The sequence below is a fragment of the Acetomicrobium sp. genome (assembly GCF_059026225.1).
Genome location: NZ_JBWQOQ010000007.1, coordinates 786721 through 811861, shown reverse-complemented (window position 1 = coordinate 811861; position 25141 = coordinate 786721). Strand labels below are relative to the sequence as shown.

General features: G+C 48.3%; 26 protein-coding genes. All 26 read left to right on the top strand.

Annotated features, from left to right (window positions below; all coding sequences use genetic code 11):
- Positions 1–16: 16 nt before the first annotated feature.
- The 26 genes from AC5SXE_RS08565 (at position 17) to AC5SXE_RS08440 (ending at position 25023) form a co-directional block, all read left to right on the top strand.
- Positions 17–1045, top strand: coding sequence for a DNA-directed RNA polymerase subunit alpha (locus tag AC5SXE_RS08565; protein WP_493917187.1), 1029 nt, complete (start codon positions 17–19; stop codon positions 1043–1045).
- Between the two features lie 3 nt (positions 1046–1048).
- Positions 1049–1402, top strand: coding sequence for a 50S ribosomal protein L17 (gene rplQ, locus AC5SXE_RS08560; protein ID WP_310849098.1), 354 nt, complete (start codon positions 1049–1051; stop codon positions 1400–1402).
- Positions 1403–1408: 6 nt separating this feature from the next.
- A complete protein-coding gene (locus tag AC5SXE_RS08555) occupies positions 1409–2245 on the top strand; it encodes an energy-coupling factor transporter ATPase (protein WP_323720960.1) in 837 nt (278 codons plus the stop codon).
- Positions 2236–3087, top strand: coding sequence for an ATP-binding cassette domain-containing protein (locus AC5SXE_RS08550; protein ID WP_493917186.1), 852 nt, complete (start codon positions 2236–2238; stop codon positions 3085–3087). The genes AC5SXE_RS08555 and AC5SXE_RS08550 overlap by 10 nt, the downstream gene beginning before the upstream one ends.
- Positions 3075–3887, top strand: a complete 813-nt coding sequence (locus tag AC5SXE_RS08545; RefSeq protein ID WP_493917185.1) for an energy-coupling factor transporter transmembrane component T family protein — start codon at positions 3075–3077, stop codon at positions 3885–3887. The genes AC5SXE_RS08550 and AC5SXE_RS08545 overlap by 13 nt, the downstream gene beginning before the upstream one ends.
- Positions 3800–4675, top strand: coding sequence for a tRNA pseudouridine(38-40) synthase TruA (gene truA, locus AC5SXE_RS08540; protein ID WP_493917184.1), 876 nt, complete (start codon positions 3800–3802; stop codon positions 4673–4675). Before AC5SXE_RS08545 ends, truA begins: the two co-directional genes overlap by 88 nt.
- Positions 4676–4704: 29 nt before the next feature.
- On the top strand, positions 4705–5751 hold the full coding sequence (locus AC5SXE_RS08535; protein WP_310849103.1) for a rod shape-determining protein: 1047 nt from the start codon (positions 4705–4707) through the stop codon (positions 5749–5751).
- Between the two features lie 36 nt (positions 5752–5787).
- On the top strand, positions 5788–6561 hold the full coding sequence (flgF, locus tag AC5SXE_RS08530; protein ID WP_310849104.1) for a flagellar basal-body rod protein FlgF: 774 nt from the start codon (positions 5788–5790) through the stop codon (positions 6559–6561).
- Between the two features lie 34 nt (positions 6562–6595).
- Positions 6596–7384, top strand: coding sequence for a flagellar basal-body rod protein FlgG (gene flgG / locus AC5SXE_RS08525; RefSeq protein WP_310849105.1), 789 nt, complete (start codon positions 6596–6598; stop codon positions 7382–7384).
- A gap of 3 nt (positions 7385–7387) precedes the next feature.
- Entirely contained in the window at positions 7388–8305 is a 918-nt protein-coding gene (flgA, locus tag AC5SXE_RS08520; protein WP_493917183.1) for a flagellar basal body P-ring formation chaperone FlgA, read from the top strand.
- Positions 8302–8880 (top strand): flagellar basal body L-ring protein FlgH, encoded by a 579-nt coding sequence (locus AC5SXE_RS08515; protein ID WP_323720965.1) that lies wholly within the window; start codon positions 8302–8304, stop codon positions 8878–8880. Before flgA ends, AC5SXE_RS08515 begins: the two co-directional genes overlap by 4 nt.
- A gap of 29 nt (positions 8881–8909) precedes the next feature.
- Entirely contained in the window at positions 8910–10043 is a 1134-nt protein-coding gene (locus AC5SXE_RS08510; RefSeq protein ID WP_493917182.1) for a flagellar basal body P-ring protein FlgI, read from the top strand.
- Position 10044: 1 nt separating this feature from the next.
- Positions 10045–10374, top strand: coding sequence for a hypothetical protein (locus AC5SXE_RS08505; RefSeq protein WP_310849109.1), 330 nt, complete (start codon positions 10045–10047; stop codon positions 10372–10374).
- Positions 10331–10783 carry a YkgJ family cysteine cluster protein gene (locus AC5SXE_RS08500; protein ID WP_310849110.1) on the top strand — a complete coding sequence of 151 codons (453 nt, stop codon included), beginning with the start codon at positions 10331–10333 and terminating at the stop codon, positions 10781–10783. The genes AC5SXE_RS08505 and AC5SXE_RS08500 overlap by 44 nt, the downstream gene beginning before the upstream one ends.
- 118 nt (positions 10784–10901) lie before the next feature.
- Positions 10902–12269 carry an L-lysine 6-transaminase gene (gene lat / locus AC5SXE_RS08495; RefSeq protein WP_493917181.1) on the top strand — a complete coding sequence of 456 codons (1368 nt, stop codon included), beginning with the start codon at positions 10902–10904 and terminating at the stop codon, positions 12267–12269.
- A gap of 123 nt (positions 12270–12392) precedes the next feature.
- The gene (locus tag AC5SXE_RS08490) at positions 12393–13589 is read left to right on the top strand and encodes a DUF3084 family protein (protein WP_323720970.1); all 1197 of its coding nucleotides are present in this window, start codon (positions 12393–12395) and stop codon (positions 13587–13589) included.
- Between the two features lie 46 nt (positions 13590–13635).
- The gene (locus AC5SXE_RS08485) at positions 13636–13866 is read left to right on the top strand and encodes an alcohol dehydrogenase (protein WP_310849115.1); all 231 of its coding nucleotides are present in this window, start codon (positions 13636–13638) and stop codon (positions 13864–13866) included.
- A gap of 2 nt (positions 13867–13868) precedes the next feature.
- On the top strand, positions 13869–14291 hold the full coding sequence (locus AC5SXE_RS08480) for a GNAT family N-acetyltransferase (RefSeq protein ID WP_310849117.1): 423 nt from the start codon (positions 13869–13871) through the stop codon (positions 14289–14291).
- A 135-nt stretch (positions 14292–14426) separates the two neighbouring features.
- Positions 14427–15626 carry a methionine adenosyltransferase gene (metK, locus tag AC5SXE_RS08475; protein WP_310849119.1) on the top strand — a complete coding sequence of 400 codons (1200 nt, stop codon included), beginning with the start codon at positions 14427–14429 and terminating at the stop codon, positions 15624–15626.
- 18 nt (positions 15627–15644) lie between these two features.
- Complete coding sequence (locus AC5SXE_RS08470) at positions 15645–16301, top strand: ComF family protein (protein ID WP_493917180.1); 657 nt, start codon at positions 15645–15647, stop codon at positions 16299–16301.
- Between the two features lie 201 nt (positions 16302–16502).
- Complete coding sequence (gene flgM / locus AC5SXE_RS08465; RefSeq protein ID WP_310849124.1) at positions 16503–16781, top strand: flagellar biosynthesis anti-sigma factor FlgM; 279 nt, start codon at positions 16503–16505, stop codon at positions 16779–16781.
- A 7-nt stretch (positions 16782–16788) separates the two neighbouring features.
- Complete coding sequence (gene flgN / locus AC5SXE_RS08460) at positions 16789–17250, top strand: flagellar export chaperone FlgN (RefSeq protein WP_493917179.1); 462 nt, start codon at positions 16789–16791, stop codon at positions 17248–17250.
- A 20-nt stretch (positions 17251–17270) separates the two neighbouring features.
- Positions 17271–18260: a flagellar hook-associated protein FlgK gene (gene flgK / locus AC5SXE_RS08455; protein ID WP_493917178.1), complete on the top strand. Its 990-nt coding sequence runs from the start codon at positions 17271–17273 to the stop codon at positions 18258–18260.
- A gap of 193 nt (positions 18261–18453) precedes the next feature.
- Positions 18454–19743 (top strand): flagellar basal body rod C-terminal domain-containing protein, encoded by a 1290-nt coding sequence (locus tag AC5SXE_RS08450; protein ID WP_493917177.1) that lies wholly within the window; start codon positions 18454–18456, stop codon positions 19741–19743.
- Between the two features lie 26 nt (positions 19744–19769).
- Positions 19770–22448: a flagellar hook-associated protein FlgL gene (gene flgL / locus AC5SXE_RS08445; protein WP_493917176.1), complete on the top strand. Its 2679-nt coding sequence runs from the start codon at positions 19770–19772 to the stop codon at positions 22446–22448.
- A gap of 19 nt (positions 22449–22467) precedes the next feature.
- A complete protein-coding gene (locus AC5SXE_RS08440; RefSeq protein WP_493917175.1) occupies positions 22468–25023 on the top strand; it encodes a motility associated factor glycosyltransferase family protein in 2556 nt (851 codons plus the stop codon).
- Positions 25024–25141: the final 118 nt, after the last annotated feature.

The window sequence follows — 25141 nt, the reverse complement described above, 5'->3', positions numbered from 1 at the left end:
TAAGGAGAGGATTAGTTTGGAACGCGTTGTGCCGGATATTAATATTGAAGAATGCAGTTCGGGTTATGGGCGAATAAGGATAGAACCCCTAGAAAGGGGTTATGGCGTGACTTTAGGGAACGCCATTAGGCGCGTTTTGTTGTCGTCCATATCGGGAGCTGCTGTTTCTGCCATAAGAATAGATGGCGTATTGCACGAGTTCAGCACAGTGCCCGGCGTGGTAGAGGACGTTTTAGAGGTTATTTTAAATATCAAAAAACTGGCTGTTATATCGCATAGCGAAGAGGTGCGAATACTCAGGCTCGAGGCGCAGGGGCCAAAGATCGTGACTGCCGCAGATGTAGTTCCCGACAGCGAGGTGGAGTTTCCGAATCCTGAGGCCTATATATGCACCTTAGAAGAAGGTCATAAGTTGGGTATGGACCTTTACGTGGAACGAGGCGTTGGCTACTTTACCATGGACAGGCCCAGGCCTAACTATCTGCCCGTGGACGTGTTGTTAATAGATGCGGTGTTCTCGCCGGTTTTGAGGGCTAATTATAGTATTAGTGCTGCAAGAGTTGGTCAGCGGACGGATTACGAGAGTTTGCTGCTTGAACTGTGGACTAATGAAACTATAGCACCCACGAAGGCCTTTCTCGAGTCAGTTAAGATATTAAATCAGTATTTCAGTCACATTGCTTCTCTCTTGGTGAAGAAACCGTCTGCTCCAGAGGAAGTTGGGGTATTGCAGGCACTCTCCGAAGAAGAGGAAGTGGACCCCTTGCTATCACGGCCCATCCGCGACCTGGAACTGTCTGTTAGGAGCGAGAACTGTCTACTTCGTGCGGGCATTCGTACAATCGGAGATTTGATCCAATACACGCGAGAAGATCTCTTGAAGATCCGCAACCTAGGAAAGATTTCATTAAAGGAAATAGAAGAAAAACTTGGGGCCTTTGACCTGACTTTGAGTTCTATCAAGGCAGAATCAAAGGAGGGCAAGGGTCAAGAGGATGACAACACCGGAAACGATTCAGGTGAAAACAAAGGCAAGGAGGAGTAAAGGATGAGGCATCGGGTACGCTCTAGGACGCTTGGGCGCTACAGCGCTCATAGAAATGCGATGCTCATAAACATGGCAGCAAGCCTTATCGTTCATGAAAGCATAGAAACCACGTTGCCGAGAGCCAAAGAGCTTAGGAGATTCGTGGAAAAGTTGGTAACTCGAGCTAAGGGCGGAAGTTTGCATGACAGAAGAATCGTCATATCTAGATTGCGAAACAAAGAGGCGACATTGAAGTTGTTCAATGAGTTGGCGCCTCGTTATGCCAATCGCCCGGGAGGCTATACCAGGATAGTAAAGTTAGGTCATCGTAAGGGAGACGCTGCCCCGAGAGCGATCATCGAGTTTGTCCAGTAATTAAATATGAGTGAAGAGACGATTTTTTCTTTACGGGATGTAACGTTTTATTATCCCGATACAAAGAGACCCGCCATTTCAGGAATAACAATGGACGTGGAAACCGGATGGTGGGTTTCAATCGTTGGGGATAACGGATCGGGTAAGTCTACCCTGGCGAAACATTTAAACGCCCTGCTTGTGCCAACGCAGGGCGTTTGTTTCGTGTTGGGAAATGACACGAAAGACTCGTCTTCGCACTGGAAAATAAGAAAGAATGTGAGCATGGTATTTCAAAATCCTGAAAATCAAATTGTGGCTTCCGTGGTAGAAGAAGAAGTAGCTTTTGGTCCGGAGAACCTCGGGTTATCAAGCGAGGAAATAAAAAAGCGCGTCAATTGGGCATTGGACGTGACTGGCCTTGCTGAATTTGCCCAAAAACCCACATATGCTCTTTCCGGTGGCCAAAAGCAGCGCTTGGCCCTTGCAGGAGCGTTAGCCATGAAACCTAAGTGCATAGTCTTGGATGAAGCTACGAGCATGTTGGATCCGGAAGGCAGAAGAGATTTGATGGAGGTCTTAAAGAAACTGCACGAAGGTGGCATGACAGTAGTCACGATTACCCATAGAGTAGAAGAGATCTTAATGTCAGATTACGTTGCCGTACTTAGACAGGGTAAATTAACCTTCTATGGAAGATTAGGTGATGTTTTAGAGGACTCAAAACTGGTAGAGTTTGGAATAAAGGAACCGGCTATCTTCAGGCTCTGGCGGGATCTTAAGACAAGGGGCCTCCTTGATGACGAGGTTTTTCCTCGTGCTGAAGATATGGCTGAAAATGTGGTGCAAAAGTTATGTCGATAGAGGTACGTGACGTCAGTTATATATATCATAAAGATACTCCATTGGAGACGGTATCGCTTAGTAACGTCTCATTTTGTGTTGAATCGGGAGAATGGGTGGCCATAGTGGGGCATACCGGTAGCGGAAAGACCACTTTGGCTCAAATGCTTAACGGATTGCTGTTTCCCTCTCAAGGCGAGGTTTTCGTGGATGGATTGAAGCTTTATCCCAAGGCTCCTCATCTTAAATCAGTGAGACGCAAGGTTGGTCTTGCCTTCCAATACCCAGAACATCAGCTTTTTGCGGAGACGGTTTTGGAGGAGATGATGTATGCTCCCAAGAACTTTGGTATTCCCGAGGAGGAGGCTCTCAGAAAGATAAAGGAAGCCTTGGAGATCTTTGATCTCGATGAAGAGGTGCTTTCAAGAAACCCCTTTGAGCTGTCTGGAGGGCAGCGAAGAAAAGTGGCTTTAGCGTCCATCGTTGTGACCGAACCTTCCTATCTGGTTTTAGATGAACCAACGGCCGGGCTTGACTTTAAGGGCAGACAAGGTTTGTTTTCCGTTCTTGAAGCCTTTAAAGGCAGAGGTGTGGCCATAGTACAAATCACCCATGATATTGAGATGGTTCTTGACTATTGCGATAGATTGTTAATACTTGAGGATGGACTAAAGAAATTATGCGGACCTCCCGGCGAAGTTGTCGAGGAGCTCATCGAAAGGCCGGCAAAGGGCCTTGTGCTTCCGGATGTTTTGGAATTTGCGCTGCATTTGCGGCGAGCAGGTTTAAATGTCCCCCTTACGTGGAGGGAAGATATTTTACTAGAGAACATTGAAAAAGAGGTGTCTTCATGTCTTTCTTAGAACACCTGTCTCTAGGGCAATACGTCCCAACCCAATCTTTTGTGCATTCATTAGATCCAAGGGCCAAGATCTTAAGTGCTATAGCATTGATAACCTCCGTTTTTCTTGCAAGTACTTCCCTTTGGCCATATTTTCTGTGGTTTATCGTTCTTATCGTCATTAGCGCTTTGAGCAAGCTTTCGTTAAAGACGATTATGGTTTCGATAAAACCGGTCTTGATATTGATAATTTTTACAGTGTTGATAAATTTGTTATTTACCAGCGGCGAAGAATTATTCAGGGTTTTCTTCATATCCGTAACAAAAGAAGGTCTCGCTGCCAGCATTAAGATGGGACTGAGGCTTTTGTTTTTAATATTATTTGCCAATATAACCATGATGACAACGAGCCCCATTGAATTGTCCGACGGAATAGAATCCCTGCTTTCGCCTTTTAAGCGTTTTCACGTGCCTGCGCACGAATTCGCCATGATGATGACAATAGCCCTACGTTTCATACCTACACTTCTTGACGAGACAGATAGAATAATAAAGGCTCAGTTGGCACGAGGCGCGGATCTTGATAGCGGAAGTCTCATAAAAAGATTTAAGGCCTTCATACCTGTATTGGTTCCTCTTTTCGTCATCGTATTTCAGAGGGCAGACGAATTGGCCATCGCCATGGAAGCCAGATGTTACCGCGGTGGCATTGGACGCAGCAGGATGAAACCCCTATGTTGGACTTCATCCGATGGGCTTTACTTGCTGGCCGTCCTTTTGACTTGTTCAAGCGGGGTGGTGCTGGACAAGTGGGTGCTGTGACTCGCTATGCTGCGTTGATATCCTATGACGGTTCAGCCTTTCACGGTTTTCAACGACAAAGGGACCTTTTGACAGTGCAGGCCGTTTTAGAAGAGACTTTGTCTGTTCTAAATAAAGAAAGTGTTAAGGTAACGTGTGCAGGCAGAACTGACAGCGGCGTCCATGCCCTGGGACAAGTTGTTCATTTTGATATGTATTGGCCTCACGGTTTACGAAGCCTGAGAAGGGCCCTGCAAGCGAATTTGCCTCCTTCCATTGGCGTATTTGATGTGGCTTCTGTGAGTGACGATTTCGATGCGAGAAAAAGTGCCCTCTGGAGAAAGTATGTTTATTTTATATGGAAGGGCGAATCCAGGCTTCCTCTCTTAAATAAGTACATTTGGTGGAACAAAAACGCTTGGGACATGGAAAAAGCCAGGTCTTTTCTAACGATGATTGAAGGTTGTCACGATTTTGGCGCTTTTTGCAGAAAGGCCGATCGTCCGTCAAATACGCGACGTACGATAATTGAAGCTGGGATGGAAACTGACGGTTTTGCAGTAAAGGTGACGATAACAGGAAGGTCTTTTTTGACGAACATGGTTAGGATTATTATTGGTACAATGGATCAAATAGCAATGGGTCGTAAAAGTTTATCGGATGTTGGCAGACTTTTGGAAGAAGGATCCCGCGAAGACGCGGGGCTTACTGCTCCAGCTAAAGGGCTTTTTCTGTGGCAAGTTCAATATGACCCATTGCCCTGGAATTCCGCGGAATACATTGCTACCGCACGTAATTTCATTTTTTAAGCTTAAAAGAAAGAAGGAGGTTGCCGTAGGTGTTGGGCATGGATATAGGTATAGATTTAGGGACGGCCATGATATTGATTTACATAAAGGGAAGAGGAGTGGTTATGAGGGAGCCATCGGTGGTTGCCATAGATCAGAACACCAACAAGATTTTGGCCGTTGGCTCGGAGGCAAAAAGAATGCTTGGGAGAACGCCGGGCAACGTCGTAGCAGTGCGTCCCCTTCAAAGTGGAGTCATCGCCAATTACACCATGACGGAGGCCATGATACGACATTTCCTGAAAAAAGTTATGTCCGGCATCAATAAGTTTTTACGCCATCGAGTGATGATCGGGGTGCCTTCGGGTGCCACCGATGTCGAAAGAAGGGCTGTATTGGAGGCAGCCTTGGAAGTTGGAGCCAAAGAAGCGTACCTCATTGAGGAACCTATGGCCGCGGCAATAGGCGCCGGGCTTGCAATCGAAGAGCCGAGAGGGAACATGATCGTGGATGTCGGCGGAGGAACATCCGATATCGCGGTCATCTCCCTTGGAGGACTTGTGGTTGCGGAATCCCCGCGCCTTGGCGGTGATGCGATGGATGAGGCAATAATAAGATATGTTCGAAAGAAATATAACTTGGAAATAGGTTCGCAGACTGCTGAAGCCTTAAAAATATCTATTGGAAACTGCTGCAAAATTTCAAATGATAAGGCAAGGACAATGATCGTAAAGGGCCGAGATGTTGTCCTAGGCCTGCCAAGACAAGTCGAGATGACGACCGATGACGTCAGAGAGGCAATCGAAGACATCGTTTCATCCATAATTCGAAGCATTAGGCGCGTACTCGAGCTAACGCCAGCGGAACTTTCTGCCGATATTATTGACAGAGGGATCGCGCTAACAGGAGGGGGAGCTTTACTTCAAGGATTGCCGGAGCTCATATACGAACAAACGGGCATTCATACCTATGTGGCTGATTCGCCCTTGGAATGTGTAGCCCTGGGTACGGGTAAAGCGCTTGAGGAGTTGAATGCCTTAAGAGAGGCCGGGGCTGTTTATTCGGCTTTGAAGAAGAGCTCAAGCCCTTGGCGTTAGGTGTTTAAGATTTTAAAGAAAGGTGGGCTTTTGGGGATGTATCGCGGTATATATGGCGCTGCATCGGCGATGCTGGTTCAGGAAAAAGCAATTGATGTAACGTCTAATAACCTTGCAAATATTGATACCGTGGGTTTCAAGAGGAGGATTGCGGTCAATAAATCCTTTCCCGAGGTTTTAGTGCAACGCAGAGAGTCTGTTGAGCCTTACGGCAAAGCGGTGTACTGGCCCATAGGCAATTCCAGTCTCAACGTAGTGCTTTCCGAAACGGCAATAGATGCTTCTGAAGGCGTTGTCAGAGTGACGGATAATCCCTTTGACGTAGCCATCTCCGGAAGAGGTTTTTTCTCCCTTCAAGACGGTGCAGGCAATGTATTTTATACCAGGGCAGGCAATTTTACCCTCGACTTCAACGGAGTCCTTGTGACTCAGGAAGGTCAAAGCGTCCTTGGCGAAGGTGGCACCCCCATAGTCGTAGGTGACGCTGATATCGTTGAAATCAATGAGTCAGGCGCGGTCATAGCGGACGGAGAAGTTGTGGGTCAAATCCAGTTGTTTGACTTTCAAGATCCTACTCACCTTAGAAACGTCGGAAAAAATTTGTTTCAAGTAAGCGACGCTTCGGGCGAACCTTTGGCAGTGGAGGTGACTCATCTTATCCCAGGAGCCCTGGAGAGATCCAACGTAAACGTTGTACACGAAATGGTGCGACTTATAGAGGGCCAAAGGGCCTACGAGGCGTCTGCTCGGAGTTTGACCGTTCAAGACGAACAAACGGGATCTTTGATAACGACATTTGGAAGATCGTGATTGATTTTTTGAGTTTTTGCAAGAGGTGATAATGATGATACGTGCTTTGTGGTCAGGAGCCACGGGTATGATCGCCCAACAGTCTAACCTTGACGTCATTTCCAATAACCTCGCAAATGTCAATACCACAGGCTATAAGAAGATGAGGGCAGAATTCGAGGACCTCATATACCAAATAGGGAGGGAACCTGGCGCGCCTGTCGAGCCCGATTCGATGATTCCCACCGGGATACAGATAGGCTTGGGCACGAGGCTGGTAGGTACAAGCCGTGTAATGAGTCCTGGAAATTTGCAGGTTACTGACAACCCTTTGGATTTGGCTATAGAAGGTGACGGATTCTTTCAGGTAACCCTACCCGACGGCACTATTGCCTATAGCCGTGACGGAAGCTGGCACATCGACGGGGAAGGCCAGATAGTCACATCTGACGGCTATCTTCTGGAGCCACAAATTACCATTCCGGAAGATACCGTGGAGATCACCATAAGTCCTACAGGTGAAGTGTACGCAAGACAGCCGGGCGATATCGAGCCTGATGAAATTGGCCAAATTGAGCTGGCTCGTTTTGTCAATCCCCAAGGTTTGAGGGCAATAGGAAAGAACCTATTTTTGGAGACCCCCGCCAGCGGATTTCCCATATTGGGGGAACCGGGCGAGGAAGGAATTGGCACTCTTCGCCAAGGAGCGTTGGAGATGTCGAACGTTCAGGTGGTGGAGGAAATGGTGGCAATGATAGTTTCGCAGCGGGCCTACGAAGCTAATTCAAAAACCATACAAACGGCGGATGAATTGTTGCACATAGCAAACAACCTGAGGCGATAATTTATGTCGTATGTGTGGGGTAAGACTGCTTTTAGAGTTTTATCTTCTCTGGTGCTTTTGCTAGCCCTTACATGTTTAGGTGCACGCCCGGTCTTTGCTGCCCCGGATGTGACAATAAAGATCGATCAAGTTATCATTTTGCCTTCTTCATCATCGGTGAAATTGGGTGCCATATCGGAGATATCAGGAGACCCTCGCTATGGCATGGCAGTGGCAAACATTTCCCTAACGCCACATGACGAAGATGGCATCACGAAGGATTTAATCCTTGACTCGATTCAAACCTCGGGATTGCAAGGGATAACCATTTCCCTCATCATGCCCGACAAGATAAATTTTTCCCTCGAGGATCCTTATAGTGCGGAAATTCGACGTCAAGCCGGGTGGCCTTGGAAGCTAAAAATAACCTCAAAGGACAGTATAGAAGGCGACATGCTTGAAGTTGCGAGAGTCAAACCCGGCACTGAAAAAGCATCTGTCAAGATTCGCCTAAAAGACGGCTCAGTTCGTTACAAGCGCTTTGACGTAAACTGGATAGCACCTACCTTTACGTCGGTGTCTAGTCTTGAATATGGCGATGTTTTGACGCTTAATGATATTGATTTTAAGACTTGTACATGTCGACGCGAAGACATTGCCGGATCCCCGGACGAGCTTTTGGGGAAAAGGCTAAAATGCTCTCTTAAACCGGGTGAACCCATTTACGCACGAGATGTCGAGCCTGTCTATTTGGTCAAAAAGGGAGATAAGGTGCGTTTTTATTCAAAATCCGGAGCTGTTACGATCGAGGCGATAGCAAGGGCCTTGGATTCGGGGGCATTGGGCCAGATTATAAAGGTGGTCAATCTGGACAGCCGTCGTGTAGTTTTGGCTAAAGTCGTTGGTGATGGGGTGGTTGTGGCGAAGGAGGGAAGTTCATGAAAAGACATTTATCATCCTTGTTTTTGCTCTTTCTTCTTATTATAAGCTTTGGGAGTGCAGCGCAAGCTCAATCGCTATGGCAGGATGGCGCCAACCTCTACGCCGATCCCAAGCCATCTCGCGTGGGGGATATCGTCACGGTCATAGTTGAAGAAAGTATAAGAGCAAATGACGAGGCCAATACCGATTTGACCAAAGAAATCAAGCATAACGTTGATGACGGAACGGGCATATTTGATTTCATACGCAAGTTTGGAGTGAAGGCAGATACGGACATGTCGGGGGATACGAGCACTGAAAGGGATTATTCCTTGAAGACTACGATAAGTTGCGTGGTCACGGAAGTCCAGGACAATGGCAACTTAGTGATAGAAGGCTACAGAGATCTTAAAACTCACGATGAAACGCTCAAACTCACTCTTAGAGGAGTGATAAGACCTCTTGACGTCTCTTTCAATAACACCATATCAAGCACTAAGCTGGCCAACCCTGAGCTTTTCGTGGAAGGAAAGGGCTCTTTGTCCAGAGTCCAGAAACCCGGCTTGATTACGCAGATTCTTCAGGCCTTGTTTTAATGTAACGGATAAAAGGAAGGTGTGATCTAATGTTTCGGCGTTTTTTAACACTATGCTTGGTATGCTCAGTGGCCTTCTGTTTTTTAAATCCGATTGGTATTCTTCCTTTGGCGGCATATGCGCAAGAGCTCTCGCCAAAGGTGCGGGTTAAGGACTTGGCCGTGGTGGAGGGTGCAAGGAGCAACCAGTTGACGGGCATGGGGCTTGTGGTTGGACTGCCCGGAACTGGCGATAGGACCGGCATGGCCACGCGCATGATCAGAAACATGGCAGAGCAGTACGGTCTTTCCCTGGGTACGAGAGAGATACGCTCTAGGAACATTGCTGCTGTCTCGGTGGTATGCAATCTTCCTCCTTTTACGAATCCGGGCCAGACAGTGGATGTTTTAGTGAGCACCTTGGGCGACGCCAAGAGCTTGGAAGGAGGTGTATTGCTTCAGACACCCCTTAAAGCCGCCAATGGCGGAGTTTATGCAGTAGCACAAGGTCCCGTTACGGTAGGGGGCTTTACGGCAGAAGGGATGGCGGCTCGCGTTTCCAAAAACGTCACAACCACGGGTAGGATTGCCGGAGGAGCTATTGTCGAAAGGGATGTCCCCATGGGGTATGCGAGTGACTCTAAACTGACCTTGCTGCTTCGTCAACCCGATTTCACTACCGCTCACCGCTTAGCTTCTTCAATCAATGAGAAATTCGGCCGGATAGCTTTACCCATCGATGCAGGTAGGGTGGAAGTAGCCTTTCCGCCGGCATACGCCCAATATCCCGCCAGCTTCGTAGCATCTTTAGAACAATTGGAAATTCGGCCGGACACTGTGGCCAGGGTGGTCATAAACGAGCGTACCGGTACGGTGGTATTGGGAGGAAACGTTAAGATAAGCGCCGTTGCTGTCTCGCACGGCAATTTGACCGTTGCCGTCGCCGAAGCGCCGGAAGTCGTGCAACCCGAACCCTTTGCGGGCGGGAGTACGGCTATAGTGCCAAGAACCGAAGTGGTCGTAGAAGAACAAAGAGGAAGAGTCCTGTCGATGAAGGCCAGTGCTTCAGTTGAGGATTTGGTCGACGCTTTAAATTCTATTGGCGCCACCCCGCGGGATATCATAACTATACTGCAGGCCATCAACGATGCCGGGGCCCTTCATGGGGAACTAGTGGTGATGTAATATGCCATACGATATTTATGTTCCAATCGAACGTTCTTTCTTTGCTGAAGGCCCGTCAAGGAATGACAAACCAAAGGAGCACGATCGTGCTGATGAGGCTTTGAAGAACGCATGCCAGCTCTTCGAGGGATTGTTGTTAGCAGAGATTTGTAAGTCTCAACTGGCCGTGGCGAGGGCCTTGGGGCCTAATCCTAAAGGCCCTTTTCATCAGCTTGAAGAGGTTGCCCTGGATATGGTATGCGAACAAGTTTCGAGCAGTGGCGGCGTTGGCTTTTGGAAGTTTCTTTATGAGGAGATTGCGACAGACTACGATGGGCGAACAGAAAAATAAACGATGGTGGGATGACGGTTTATATTTTTCTTGCCTTGGGTGCGGGAAATGTTGCGGCGGCGAGCCCGGTTTTATTTGGCTTGATTTGAAAGAAGCACAGAAAATAGCCGAATTTCTTGGCATTGAAGCGCCCTTTTTCTTGGCAACTTACACGCACAAAAAGCTTGGCAGGATCAGTATTAAAGAGAAAGAAAACGGGGACTGCCAGTTTTTAGCCGGGGGAAAGTGCGAAATCTATCCGGTAAGGCCTCTTCAATGCAGATTGTACCCTTTTTGGCCCTCTATTCTTTCAAGCCCTCGCAGTTGGAGTTGGGAAGGACGCAGATGTCCGGGCATCGGACAAGGTCGATTTTATCCCGCCAAAATTATAGATCGTATGCTGGTTAAGGCACTACCTTTGGGGCTTTGACACTAAGTTAACCATGCCTAATTTGCTTGTATATATTTTCTCTTCAAGTTAGAATTTAAAATGTAAACCAAAGCAACAAGCAAGTTAAAGATGACTTTAATAACAGGGGGCGATAGGCATGGTTAATGTCAGGTGGGCTGTTACGCCAGAAGAGGTTTTTCCTGTGTTGGAAAGGTGGATCTTGCGCGATGGCTTCAATATAGTCATCGATATGGAAAAGTCAGAAGGCAGTTGGATTGTAGATGCACGCACGGGTGAAAAGTGGCTTGATTTTTACACCTTCTTTGCATCGGCTCCTTTCGGCATGAATCATCCCAAGCTCGCAAATGACGAGTTCAAGGAAAAGATCTTCAGAGCGGCCATTAATAAGGTCGCAAACTCCGATATCTACACCGTGGAGATGGCGGAATTCGTCAAGACTTTTTCGGAGGTAGCAGTGCCAAGCGGTTTTAATCACCTCTTTTTCATCGATTATGGAACTTTAGCCATCGAAAACGCTCTTAAAGTGGCCATGGATTGGAAGGTTAGAAAACTTTTGGCTCAGGGCAAGATAACCAAAGGCGTAGCCATTGATGGCAAAAAGGGAACCAAGGTAATACACTTCAGGGATTCCTTCCACGGAAGAAGCGGTTATACTTTAACTTTGACGAACACTGCTGACCCCAATAAGCATCAGTATTTTGCCAAATATGACTGGCCAAGGGTGCTAAATCCCAAGATCATTTGGCCCCTTGAACAACACATAGAGGCCGTAAAATGGGAAGAAGAGGTCTCTGAAAGCCAGATTTTAAAGTTGCTGTGGGATGACCCTGACGACTATTGCGCCATCATAATAGAGACAATTCAGGGCGAAGGTGGAGACAATCACTTCAGAACTGAGTTTTTCAAGAAGCTGCGCAAGATATGCGATGAGTACGATCTCATGCTGATTTTGGATGAAGTCCAGTGCGGCATGGGCATTACCGGTAAAATGTGGGCCTTCCAGCATCACGACTTTATGCCCGATATCGTGGCTTTCGGCAAAAAATCACAAGTATGCGGGATAATGGTCGGGCCCAAGGTAGACGAAGTACCAGAAAACTGCTTTACTGTGTCAAGTCGCCTTAACTCTACTTGGGGTGGCAATATTTGTGACATGGTGAGGTCTACAAGATACCTTGAGATCTATCGCGATGATAATATCCTGGACTACGTTGCGAACATAGCCGGGCCTCAGCTATTCAATGGATTGCAAGCCCTCGGCGCTGAATTTCCGAAACTTGTTACAAACGTGAGGGGCAAAGGGCTCATGTGTGCCTTTGACTTACCCTGTCCGGATTTGAGGAACGAATTCTTGAAGAAAATGCGAGAAAGACACGTTCTCCTGCTTGCCTGCGGTACGTGTTCCGTGAGGTTCCGTCCAGCTTTAGATATAGCGCCCGAGGAGATAGATCGTGGCCTTTCTCTTGCAAAAGAAACTTTGGCCGAATTGAGCAAAGAAGCGTAGGTTTTTCGGTCGGTTTACTTTTCGTCTGAGAGCATAAGGCGGGGTAGCAACCCCGCCTTTTTGCGTAATTTGCATATGGCAAATTTCAAGTTATAGTGGTATGTTTCAATGGGAGGTGGATCTTTGCATTCCAGTTTGAGCGAGCTTAACTGGGGGTTAGTTGTTTCTCTAATCGTCGCAAGCGCAATAGTTGCTTATATAGGTGATATTTTGGGGATGAAGCTGGGCAAGAAAAGGATCAGTCTTTTTGGCATGAGACCGAGGCGCACGTCCCGTTTTATCACCATAGTGACAGGTGTTTTGATTGCCCTGGTGACGCTTTTTGTTATGGCGATTGCCTCTGATGCCGTAAGAGTGGCCCTTTTTAACATGAAATATATCCAGCGGCAAATATCTACTCTAACAACCGAGCTAAGCAAGAGCCGAAGCGAGCTTGAAGCGCTTCAACTGGATTTATTCAAGAGCCAAACTGAATTATCGGCCAAGGGAAGGGAGTTGCAAGAGGTCGAAGAGAAACTTAGAGAAAGCCTGGCAAACTTGAAGGAAGTAGAAGCCGAAGTGGCGAGGTTAAATAAAAAGGCAAAGGAACTGGAGAGGGATCGCGAGAGGTTGGGCAAGGAACTTGAGGCGATGAAGCAGGAACGAGATAGCCTGGAGACTCAGATTGCCGATCTTCGCCTTCAGGCAGATAGGCTGAGAGAGAGCCTTGAGAAGATGAAAGAAGGCAGGATACTGGTTTTGGCCGGCGAGTTGTTGACGCAGATGCCCATTGACCCCACAAATATTGGCGAGAAGGAAATCGAAAATGCAATTGAAAAGCTGATAAGTAACGCCAAGCTAGCCTTGTCCATACGTACGGGCCTGCGACCGGAAGACATCGATATCCATGTAGGCGAAGAAGAACTGAAAAAAGCCATAAAAGAAACAATGGAGAACAAGAGGCGAAAGGTTGTCAGATTGATAGTAGCCACCAATGCTGTTGTGGGCGAAAGTATCGATTGTCTGGTAAGCGTAAAAGATAGCGTGCTAGTGTATAAGGCAGGAGAAGTACTTGCAAGTGAAGTGTTTACGGAACGCCTGAGCGAGGAGGAAGCAGAATTGGCATTGTACAATTTGCTAAGACAAGTTAACGTTCGAGCCCAGGGAGATGGCATACTTCCCGATCCCATTACTGGTGCAGTTGGTAATCTGGAGGCCACTGAGTTTTTTGACGCCGTGGAAAATTTAAGCAGCGCGAGCCCGCCCTTTAAGGTAAATGTAATTGCTGTCTCAGATATCTACACAGAAGGGCCCGTTCGCGTTAAAATAGAAGTTGACTGAGGGGAAGAGCAATCAGAAATACTAATAATAGGGAGGCGCTTGGTCAATGCTCATAGTCGAATGTCAGGTGTGCGAGGAAATTAAAGTCCTGGCTGGAGATCCGGATTATGACGGGATGGCCAGGGCTTCGTGGATATGTTCTAAGTGCGGTACAGGCCAACTTGTGCAATTACCAGTCAGCAGGGATGCACGAGGAATTGATTTAAGGAAGATTTTGCACGGGATGTCCGTTCATTCTGCTTCGGGCGGTTATATCTCAGTGAACGCCCGCGATTAACCATGGATTTAAGCGAATACACCTTTTATGACAACAGACTTGCCGTCGCTCCTTGGGAGGTAAAGGCGCTATATCGATTCATATGGTGGGGAAAAAGTCGCACTGATGAGGGCATAGCTCGGATGTTGCAGGAAAGCAGCATGTGTTTCTCCGTGCGATATAAAGGTGAATTGGTCGGTTTTTGCCGACTCCTAACCGATTTTGTTTATCGTGCCTCCCTCTGGGATATCATCATTCATCCCGATCACCAGGGGCAAGGACTTGGCACGGCTCTTATGAACTATGTGCTTGAACATCCTGCCGTTAAGGACATTCCTCTAATAATCACTTATGTTAGCGATCTGTATCCTTTTTTGGAAAAGTGGGGCTTCAAGCAGCTACCGGGTGCAGTGCTGCTTTTGCGAAGTCCAATTGAATACTCATGAAAAGATTGGACTTGACAGAAAGGCCAGTTGCGGGTTATAAGAACATGCACCTTTACCTATTGTGCCTATGGGCCCTGGTGCTTTCGTATCCGTGGCATCAGGGTCCGCTATTTTTCATATTCGGAGGTGGAGTTGATGCCAAAAGAGCAGTTGTTGCTTACGTCGGAGTCTGTGACTGAAGGACATCCCGATAAATTGGCCGATCAGATATCAGATGGGATATTGGATGCCATACTTGCCCAAGATCCCATGGGAAGAGTAGCCTGCGAGACCTTGGTTACTACTGGTTTAGTCATGGTTGCCGGAGAAATAACTACTAACTGTTATGTTGATATACCCCGATTAGTTCGAGGTATCGTTAAAGATATTGGTTATACGCGCGCTAAATACGGTTTTGACGGAGATACCTGTGCCGTCATAACAGCCATAGACGAGCAATCCCCGGATATTGCCCAGGGCGTCAATAGGGCACTTGAGGTTAGAGAAGACGATATGACGGATGACGAAATAAACCTCGTAGGTGCCGGTGATCAGGGCATGATGATCGGATATGCTTGCGATGAAACCGAAGAACTGCTTCCCATGCCCATTTCCTTGGCCCACAGGTTGGCAAGACGTCTTGCACAGGTTCGTCGCGAAAAAATAATCCCCTACCTTCGTCCTGATGGCAAGACTCAAGTTACGCTCGAATACGATAATGGCAAACCGGTCAGGGCGGATACAATCATAGTCTCTGCCCAACATCATCCTTCCGTGGAGCAGGCGCAGATAAAAGCGGATATCGTAGAACACGTCATCAAGCCTATAGTTCCACCGGAGCTAATGGAGGATTCCCCAAGGGTACTTGTCAACCCTACGGGTAGGTTTGTACTAGGAGGCCCCTTGGCCGATACGGGTTTGACTGGAAGGAAGATAATAGTCGATACCTATGGAGGAATAGTGCCTCACGGCGGGGGTTGTTTTTCTGGCAAAGACCCCACAAAAGTGGATCGTTCGGGCGCTTACATGGCAAGGTATGCGGCTAAAAATATCGTCGCTGCAGGGTTGGCACGTAAATGTCAAATTCAGGTAGCCTATGCCATAGGCGTGGCCAAGCCGGTTTCCATATCGGTTGAGACCTACGGGACGGGCGTAATACCCGATGAAAAGATAGCAAGGCTTATAAGAGAACACTTTGATTTTAGGCCAGCCGCGATGATAAGGGATTTAGATTTGCGAAAACCACAATATTTACCGCTTGCTGCATATGGTCACATGGGGCGGATTGACTTAAATCCCCTGCCGGCATGGGAGAGGACGGATAAGGCGGAGGAATTAAGAAGGGCAGCCCAGTAAGCGAAGGTCATTTTTGTCATGGCGGGGATAGTGCCTTTTCTTTTGCATTTGATATTTCCCGTGAGGTGTCCTTTGTGCGGAAGGGCAGGCTCATGTGGCTGTGTAGAATGCATAAAAGAGGTGCTATCCCCAAATTTTTCCCTCTGCATCAAGTGCCTGGGGCCTTACCCTTGTTCTGAACACAGTTCCTCTTTTCCCCATTATTGGGGCGCTCGCCATGAAGGTATGGCGCGAAAACTCGTACATCTCCTCAAGTACGAAAACAACGGCGCCCTGGGAGTATCCATGGGAATGGCTTTGGCATCGTACGTGACGGGGATGTCTGCCGACGCTTTGGTTCCCATACCCCTTCACATCGGAAGTCCCAGGTTATTCAATCAATCCAGAAAAATAGCCCAAGGCCTCTCCTTGAAGTTTGACATTCCCATGCGCGATTGTCTTGCCTGGAACATTGAAGTCGCCCCGAGAGCGTCCAAAGGCAGTACAAGAAGTGAACTTCCGGAAAATTCCTTTAAAGTCACCGGTTCGCTTGGGGGTATAAAAACCGCGATAATATGTGATGATGTATGCACTACGGGAGCTACAATACAAAAGGCTGCTTCCTCACTAGCTAAAATAGGCATCGAAGTCGTAGGTTCCATTAGCTTCACCGTAGGCAAAGGGCCGAAGCTCTGAAAGCAGGTCAAATTTAACCCTTTAAACAAACCTGACGAACTTTTTCGCAAGCCCCAGAAACGCCTTTGCGATTGCGTGTTTTTCCTTTGCCATCAAAGCATCAAAGGAGGTGGGAAACTTATAAATTTTACCCCCCGCTAGTAAAGCTATGGCGAATTTATGCCGATAAAATTAACAGGAACGAAAAAAGAGGTGATGACGATGGTCGAACCAATCGATCCAATAAATAGAGCACATGAAACGAAACCGGTCAAAAAGATTCGTCCCAGATCCGAAGAGATACGAAGCGGCGAGGGCGACGAGTTTCAGGTAAGCTCCTTTGCCAAGACTCTAAAGAAGGCCGTCGAGGAAGCTAAAAAAATTCCGGAAGTTAGAGAAGATAAAGTCGAAATATTAAAACGCAAGATACAAGACGGCACGTACGAGCCGGATTTAGATGCGCTCGCTCGGATTTTGCGGAAAGCAGGTTTTAAAGGATGATGATGCCTTGAACGCAAGAGGCTTACCGCCGGAAGAATTGGTCGAAGAGATGACGAGTCTCCTTGATGGGATGTCGCATCAGCTTGAAGATATGGTTGAGCTGCTCAAGAAAGAACGACATCTCTTAGGAGGTGGCGATTATGCTGCCTTGCAGTCCTTGGTCAAAGATTTAGAAAAAAAGACAATAGACTTCTTAGAGCTTGAATCAAAGCGCAACAGCATTGCCCAGATGATTGCCGATGCACTTGTCTGTGAACCTAAAATATCCGAGATAGCTTTAATCATGGGCGAGGAAAAGGCAGCGTCTTTGCTTGAAGCGGCAAGAAAGCTGGAGCGTTCCATGAGAAATTTAAAGTCCGAGTTTGACATAACGACGCACCTGCTCGATGAATCCAAAAGATTCAGCGAGCTTCTCCTGTCCCAGTGGCGTGAGCTGGCAAGCGGAGGCACATTTAGCATTCAGGGTTAGACAAAAAGGGGAAAATTTCGATGATTAATTCATTTTTTGGCTTGGAAATGGGCCGACGGGCGTTGGACTACTTTCGCAGGGGGATGGAGACTGCCGGGCATAATATATCGAACGCCGATGTCGAAGGTTACTCCAGACAAAGGGTAGAGGCAGGTACCACCACGCCCTTTACCGACCCCGCCTTTAACCGTCCGGCAACCCCCGGCCAAATAGGCACGGGCGTTCAAATTGAGGCCATAAGGCGACTGCGCGACTCCTTCTTGGATGCCCAATTCCGAGAGGAGATGTCCGCTTTAGGTTATTGGGAAGCCCTAGAGGAAGCCATAGGACATATAGAGCTTTTCGTGAACGAACCTGCGGGAGAAGGCTTAAAGGTAGCGTTGGACGAGTTTTGGTCTGCCCTGGAAGAGCTGTCGAAGCGACCAGATAACGCGGCAGCCCGGGAAGGCGTGATACAAAGCACTAAAAACCTGACCGTCTTTTTGGATCAGCTGGCGAGAAATTATGACCAATACAGGACGTCTTTGAACCAGGACTTGGAATCTTTGGTCACCGAGGCCAATTCTTTGATAGACCAGATAGCAGCGTTGAACAAAAAGATCTCACAAGTTAAGGCTGTGGGCGGCAACCCAAACGATCTGCTCGACCGGCGGGACCTGCTGACAGAGAGGTTGAGCGAACTCATCGATATATCCGTATCTACCCCCATCCAGGAAGAAGACGGTGACTATAAGATCGACCTTCATGGCAAGATCTTGGTGCAGGGCTCCCAAACGCGGCATCTTGTGTTGGTACCCATACCGGGCAACGACGGCTTTTACGACGTTCAAGTAGAAGACAACCTTTTTGATCCCGTGGATAACACGGATGTGATTTTAGCAGCCATAGAACAGCGAGCCTTAAAGGCCATACACTCCGTTATCGTCCACAGGCTGGCGAGCGAGACCGCCTGGAAGGTCGGCACGCCGGGAAGCATGCCAAATGTGGTAAGCCCTAATCAGGCAGCTTAACCTGCACGGTTCTTTTTCGCTTCAGGTCAGTTCCGGCGGAGTTGTTAAGACTTCACATCAATTTAGCGGCGGTATTCTCCCGCCTCCGGGAACGGACGATCCCCAGCAATACAGCTTTCGCCTGGCGGCAGACGGCTTTGAAAGCGTCATTTCGATAAATTGGAACGGTACAGGATGGAAAATAAGCGACAACATGGGCAACAGCTACGCACCGGTTTCCACTATGGATGTACTGCATTTATCCGAGTTTATAAACACAAATTATTCTTCATATTTTGACGCGGCCACCACCTCAGATGACCGCCTGACGATCGAATCGTCGGACAAGCATTTGGTCTCCATCGTCGATATAAAGGGAGATCTGGCCGGCAAAATGGGCATTGCTGACTCCGCAAAGGTGGTCACCATAAACGTTGAAGAAGAAGACAGCTTAACTGCCATAGCAAACAAGATAAACGGGGCTTACATGAGCGGCGATGGCGCTCCTTCAAAGCCTGAGGAATGGCTCAGGGCTTCCGTGGAGCAGGCTCCCGACGGCACTTATTATCTCGCCCTTGAAAGCCAGGTCATCGGAGAAGCCCAAAGAATCAACGTCCTTGGCGATGAAAACGGCGGCCTTTACGTGGCAAGCAACCTGGGCCTTTTAAGAAGCGACGGGACAACTAACTTCATGACGACCTCAAGCGACGCCCTGTTTACTTTTGACGGCAAAAATTACCTTTCCTCAGTCAACCGTTTTGCTGAGGCAAGGCAGATAACCTCTGCAGACGGTTACGCCGCAAAAACCATGAGCGAGGTGTCTCCCGGCATCACGCTTGAATTAAAGAAAGAAGGAAGTGCTTCCATAACCGTAGATCACCATGTGCAGGGCGGTAAGATATACGGCACTTTGGAGGCGCGCGATGACCTCATTTTATCTCACCTTGCGTCTTTTGATGAGCTGGCCTACCAGTTGGCTTTGGAAATGAACGCCTTGCATTATTCGGGCCACGGCATGGGAGAAAATTCCGCCCTCACGGGAACGGCCTTTTTCGTCCCCCTGCTCAAACAGAGAGGTGCGGCGAGCTCCTTGCTGATTAATCCGCTTTTGGAAAAAGACACGAGCTTAATTGCCGCTGCGGCAGACGACGGAAACGGCAATACTTTGGGAAGCGGCGACGGCACGAAAGCACTTGCCATGGCCAGGCTCAAACAGACAAAGGTGTTGTCCGGTGGCAGCGCCGATTTCAACGAATTTTACCTGAGCTTCATAGCGGAAATAGGGGCTCAGGGCAAAAGGACCGTAACCATGGCGGCTAACCAGCGGGCTTTGACGGATCAGATAAATGCCCAGAGGCAATCGGTCATGGGCGTCAACATCGATGAAGAGATGATGGACATAATAAAATTTCAACAGGCATTCAACGCAATGGCACGTTATATTACGACGATTGACGAAATGCTCGATACGATAATCAACCGCATGGGAACGGTTGGAAGGTAGTATTTTTCTTTCGGGAGGTATGCGAGATGAACCGCGTGACCAATTCGATGATGAACCAGATCTTTTTGGCTGACATGCACAGCAATTTGGAGCGCATGTTGAAGCTGCAAAGGCAGATGTCGACAGGCAAGCTTCATCAGCACCCTTCCGATGACCCTCTGGCAGTCGGCAGGGAATTGTCCCTGTCGACGACAATATTTGAGAACGAGCAATACCTGAAAAACCTGGATGACGGCATAATGTGGCTTTCCAATACCGACGCTGCTTTAAACCAGATCACCGACGTGATACAGCGCATCAGGGAGCTGGCCATTTACGTGGGAAACGGAACCTTCGAAGAGGCCGAATATGCGGCCATCGCCGAGGAGTTGTATCAGCTTCAGGAGGAGCTCATGAACACCGCCAATTTCTCGGTGGAGGGAAGATATTTGTTTTCCGGCCTGAACGCCACACAAAGGCCCTTCGTGCGCGACGCGAATGGCAAAATCGTATACATGGGAAATCAATTGCACGTCGAATATGAAGTGGAAAGGGGAGTTACGGGGCAGGTTTCCTTTCACGGCCGCGAAGTGTTCCCGATTCGCTACCAGCAATACACATTGGCAAGTTACGAAGTCCCCTTGTCCTTCTCATGGACGGGCAGGAGTGAAATACTTCAGATCCGGGTCGGAGACAGGACGGCCAAAGTGTTGATCCCCGAAAAGTGGTCTGACGACGACAAAGACGGAATACCGGAACCTTCCGACGGTAATAACTTTCGAGACGCAGGGGAACTTGCCGGCTACAGCTTGGACGAACTGGCCACCCTCATAAACGAAAGCCTGGCCATGGGAGACGTGGGAAAGCTCGTTTCCCTATCCGTTGAAAAGGACTACAATCGCGATGTTCAAAAACTCGTCATAAAGGGCCACACCGGCGAACCGCTTTCAATTACATCGTGGCCCGCAGCCGACTTTGAGCCCCTTCCGAGCGACGAAACGGTAGGCAAGCCTTTAGATCACAGCCACATAGGTTTAGCCTCCTATTTGGGCATCGAAACTTCCTTGAAAAGCATCGAGTTTTCTCTTTCGGACACGATCGATCCTGCAAGCAATCCGATTTATTGGAGGCTTGAAAGCGGCGACAATTTCGCCGAAATCCGCATAGACAGCGGCCCCAATCTTACCCTTCAAGACCTGGCAGACAGACTGAACAGCGCCGCAGGAAATTGGTTGCAGGCTGTTGTCCAAACGGACGAGGAAGAAATATCAGCAAACGCGGATCACGAAGCGGATCACGAAGCGCCGACTCAAAAGCTCGTTCTTCGCACCCTGGACGGCTCGGCCTTAAACATCTACGACCTCGACCCCACGGCAAGCAAATCGGCTGCCGACTTTGGATTGCAGACGGCATTGGTCATGGATGATACGAATGCCATATTCCCCTTGGACGGGCTTGATCCCAACATGCCTGCCTTGGTAAATGTCGAAGTGGGAGGGCAAAGTTACACCGTTAAGCTTTATCGCGACCAAGTGGGCAGCCTTTCCGGCAGCACCTGGAATGTGGAAGCTCTGAAGGTCGCAAAAGCCATACACTCTCAGGTGGGTTCGGATTTAATCGGCTACCGTGAGCTCGATGACGGCAGGGTGGCCCTTTATTCCAAGACTGGTCAGTCTTTGAGAGTGACTGATTTGTCCTTTGGCGATCCTGCCTTTTCGAATTACACGGCAGGCATTGCGGCAAACCTGGGCATACATTCAGGCATTACGGGAAGCGAAGTTACAGCAGATTCTGCGCCCTCAGACGGCGTCATTCGCATCCGCTCGGGAGGACATGCGGTGGACGTTGCTGTCTCATCGGGCGACACGGCCGAAGATATTGCCAAAAAGATCAAGGGTCTGGCCGGTTCGTGGCTTGACGTCAGCCTGTATGATTCTAATTTGAGTCAATCAGGCGGAAGCGTGCTCCTTTCCCTGGCTTCCAAGGACGGCTCGCCCTTGTCCGTTTACGACGTCCAGGGCGATGTCGCGAACAGCTTTCTGCAAATAGATACGGCTTTGCGGAGTGCCTCCGATGTTTCCGGTTGGACGGGGAACGGGCCGTTAAACATCACAGTTAACGGCTATACCCATACCATAGACACAGCGGGCATGGACATGAACGATCTGGTAAACACCGTTAACGCCAGATTCCAAAGCGGCGACGTCAGGGCTGAAGTTGTAGAAGACTCTCCGGGCGATATGCGGCTTGTATTGTGGTCGCCGAAAGGATACGTAATCGAGGCTCAAGGTGACACTCCGTCATTGCCCGGTTCCCCTTCGCCCTCGAGGGGCGGTGTAGGGCCTTATAATCAGATAACGACCGTTCGAACTTCGGCCGATATCGGCTCCACCGACTTCTTCGGCTTGCTCGACGATCTCATGCAGGCCGTAAGGCAGGGTGACGTCAAAGGTATATCGAGCATAATTTTGCCTAAACTCGACAAGGCCGTCGATGACATCCTTTGCGTTCGCACCCAGACGGGCGCGCTTCAGAAAAGGTACCAAACCTCAAGCTCCAGACTGAAACAGATGAACTTGAATTACAACGAACTTTACAGCAAGGTGTCCGACACCGATCTTGCCGAAGCTGTTACGAAGTTTGCCATGGCCCAAGCCGTCTATCAGGCAAGTTTGGCCACCATAGCCAGGATAATACAGCCCACGCTGGTAGATTTTTTGCAGTGACAGATCGAGGTGTAAGAATATGTCTGTAGCTGTTAAAGAACTTGAATTGACCTGGAAGGCTAATTTAGAAGCCTTAAAACTTATCCAACCTTACCTAATAGAGCTTCTTGAGCAAAGGGCAGAAGATCTGGGCCTTGCTTCGTGGACGGTAAGCTACAAGGGCCCTTACGTCGAACTTCGCGACGTCGATGGCAAACTCCGCTTCGTCGAAAACACAGGGTTATGTTATAACTGCATCAATGAAAATGTCGAAGGCAAGAGCGCCATCGTGTTAGGCTTGGGCCTTGGCGAGCATTTTTTGACCACCTTTGACTCGATGGATGAAAACATAAGGTTTATTTGCTGTGAATCGCATATACCTCTTTTGTATTGGGCATTACATCTGCACGATTTCTCTCGTTTGATTTCCAAAGGAAAGTTATTTTTCGTCGTTGGGGAAAAGAGGGCCGACAGGGAAGCTCAGTGGCGCAGAATATCCCCATGGGTAAGGCTCATGGGCAAAATAGAACCTTCTATATACATACACAAGCAGTATTCCGGAAGCGATATCTCAAAGATGAAGCAGTTCTTGAGCGAATACAGGGGGATGCTCCTTTCCACCATATCAACGAGCACCATTCCCCTGTTCAGAAATTTGACGGAGACGGCTCAGACCGCGGTAAATGCCTATATATACAGGGATAAAAATATCGTAACCCTTGAGGAAATGCAGGAACACTGGAAAGGAAGGCCTGCCATAGTCGTTTCGGCGGGACCTTCCCTGGACAGGCAGGTCGAGCTTTTAAGGAAAGCGCAGTACCACTGCGTGATCGTTGCCAACGACGTCATCACATATTATTTGATGGAAAAGGGCATAATGCCACATGTTGTGGCAGCCCTGGATTATTCCCATATAGTCTACAAAAAATTGGAAAAAGCGATCAAATTCCTATCTTCCTGCGACCTTAAGCCCGTTCTCGCCTTCGGTAGTAAGGTATATCCCAAACTGATCTACGAATGGCCCGGTCCTCTTTTCCCCAACAAATCGGATGCCGTGGGCCCCAAGGTTTGCGAAATATTGGGCTTAAATCCCTTGGATAACGGCTCCTCTGTAGCTCATTTTTGTTATTCTATAGCGCAGGCCATCTGTCCCGAAGAAGTGATATTTGTGGGCCAGGACCTTGCCTACGGAGAGGAAGGCAGGAGCCATTCAGTTGGTTTTGCTGAAGGATCGGCGCCTGCTGATTTGGAGCTTGAGATCACTTCCTGGGACGGTCGCGGAACGGTCAAGACCAACAGGCATTGGTATGGATTTCTCAGTATATTTGAGCACCTTATAACAGCTTCCCCGGTGCCCGTATATAACTGCACCGAAGGCGGCGCGAAGATAAACGGCGCCATCCATGTGCCTTTCAAGGAAAGGCTCGATGTGCATGTTGAAGTTCCTGCTCCACCCTATTTAAAAGGTTCGAGGATAGAAAATATAGGACTTACCTCGGATAACCAACGCCGTATATTAAAATTGATAAATGGTGTTTTGAAAGATACGGAAGATATAAGAAAGGAATTTCTAAAGGTCAAGAGATTGCCTATTTCAAGGTCCGTTAGCTCCATCAAGAAGACCTATGGTGCGGCTCTTGAAACCTGGCGGGATATTTTTTACCACTGTGAGTTTTTAAGGGGTGCAATCACTTCCCTCAGGTTCAGCAGCAGCGGCGATATATTGAGCAAGGCAATGGTTTTAATAAGCAATATTCAAGGCGCAAAAGAGATCGCCGATCTCTTTCTAGATGATGTAGAGTTCGCTCGGGTCTACTTGCAGGAAATAAAAAGCATTTGGTCCATGTTTTCGCCCATCTTTGAAAAAAAGTGTCAAGAAAATCAGGAAAGCCGGAGAGAAAGCGGCTCCATGCAAATGCACGAGTTATGGCTTGCAGTGGCTTCCTCTGGAGAAAGGCCGTGGTGGAGTGTCTTTTTGAATGCAGAGGACGTAAACTACGAAATATTTCTGGAACTTGTCGCGAAGGCTCACGGTGCCCATCTTCAAGCCCCCTTAAACCAGATGATAGAGGATATACAGGAGCGGGTTCCTTCATGGCTTTACGATCTTTCGAGGAGCTGGTACGACTTTTTATATCATGGACATTTCGAGAAATACCTGATGTTTTTGAGGTCTTACCATAAGGCTGAGCAATTTTTAGCAGCTACGGAGTTGTCCATGGGATGGCTTGAAATCATGGCGTCCTTTCTTCCTGCGCAGCTTAGAGCGTTGGCGCCTTTTGTAAAATTTAGCGACTTCAATGATGAAGCCGATACTTCCCTTTTGGCCGACATGATCAACGTCGAAGCCTTATATTGGGAAGGAAGGCGCAGGGAATTTCTGTCCGAGTTGTCCAAATTGCTGGATAAATTTAAAGCAGAACGCAAAGTTGCACTGGCAATAGCCTCGGCCGGAAGGGGAACGTGGGTTACATCTCTTGTGATTCGGACGTTGAATGCCTGCCTGTGCGCCCGTGTTCCTGCGGAAAAATATCAGGAAAAATTTTCTGAAGCCTTTGGAATTCATGTAAAGCTACAACCTCAAAATGCCGATTAATAAAGAGGGGGGTGATTGCCACAAAGATAAAGGTCGATTTATAGGTGTAGCAGGTTTTGCAATAAGGCTTTCTGTCAGGACGGACAGAAAAAATTTACAACTCACGGAGGAGGTTTTG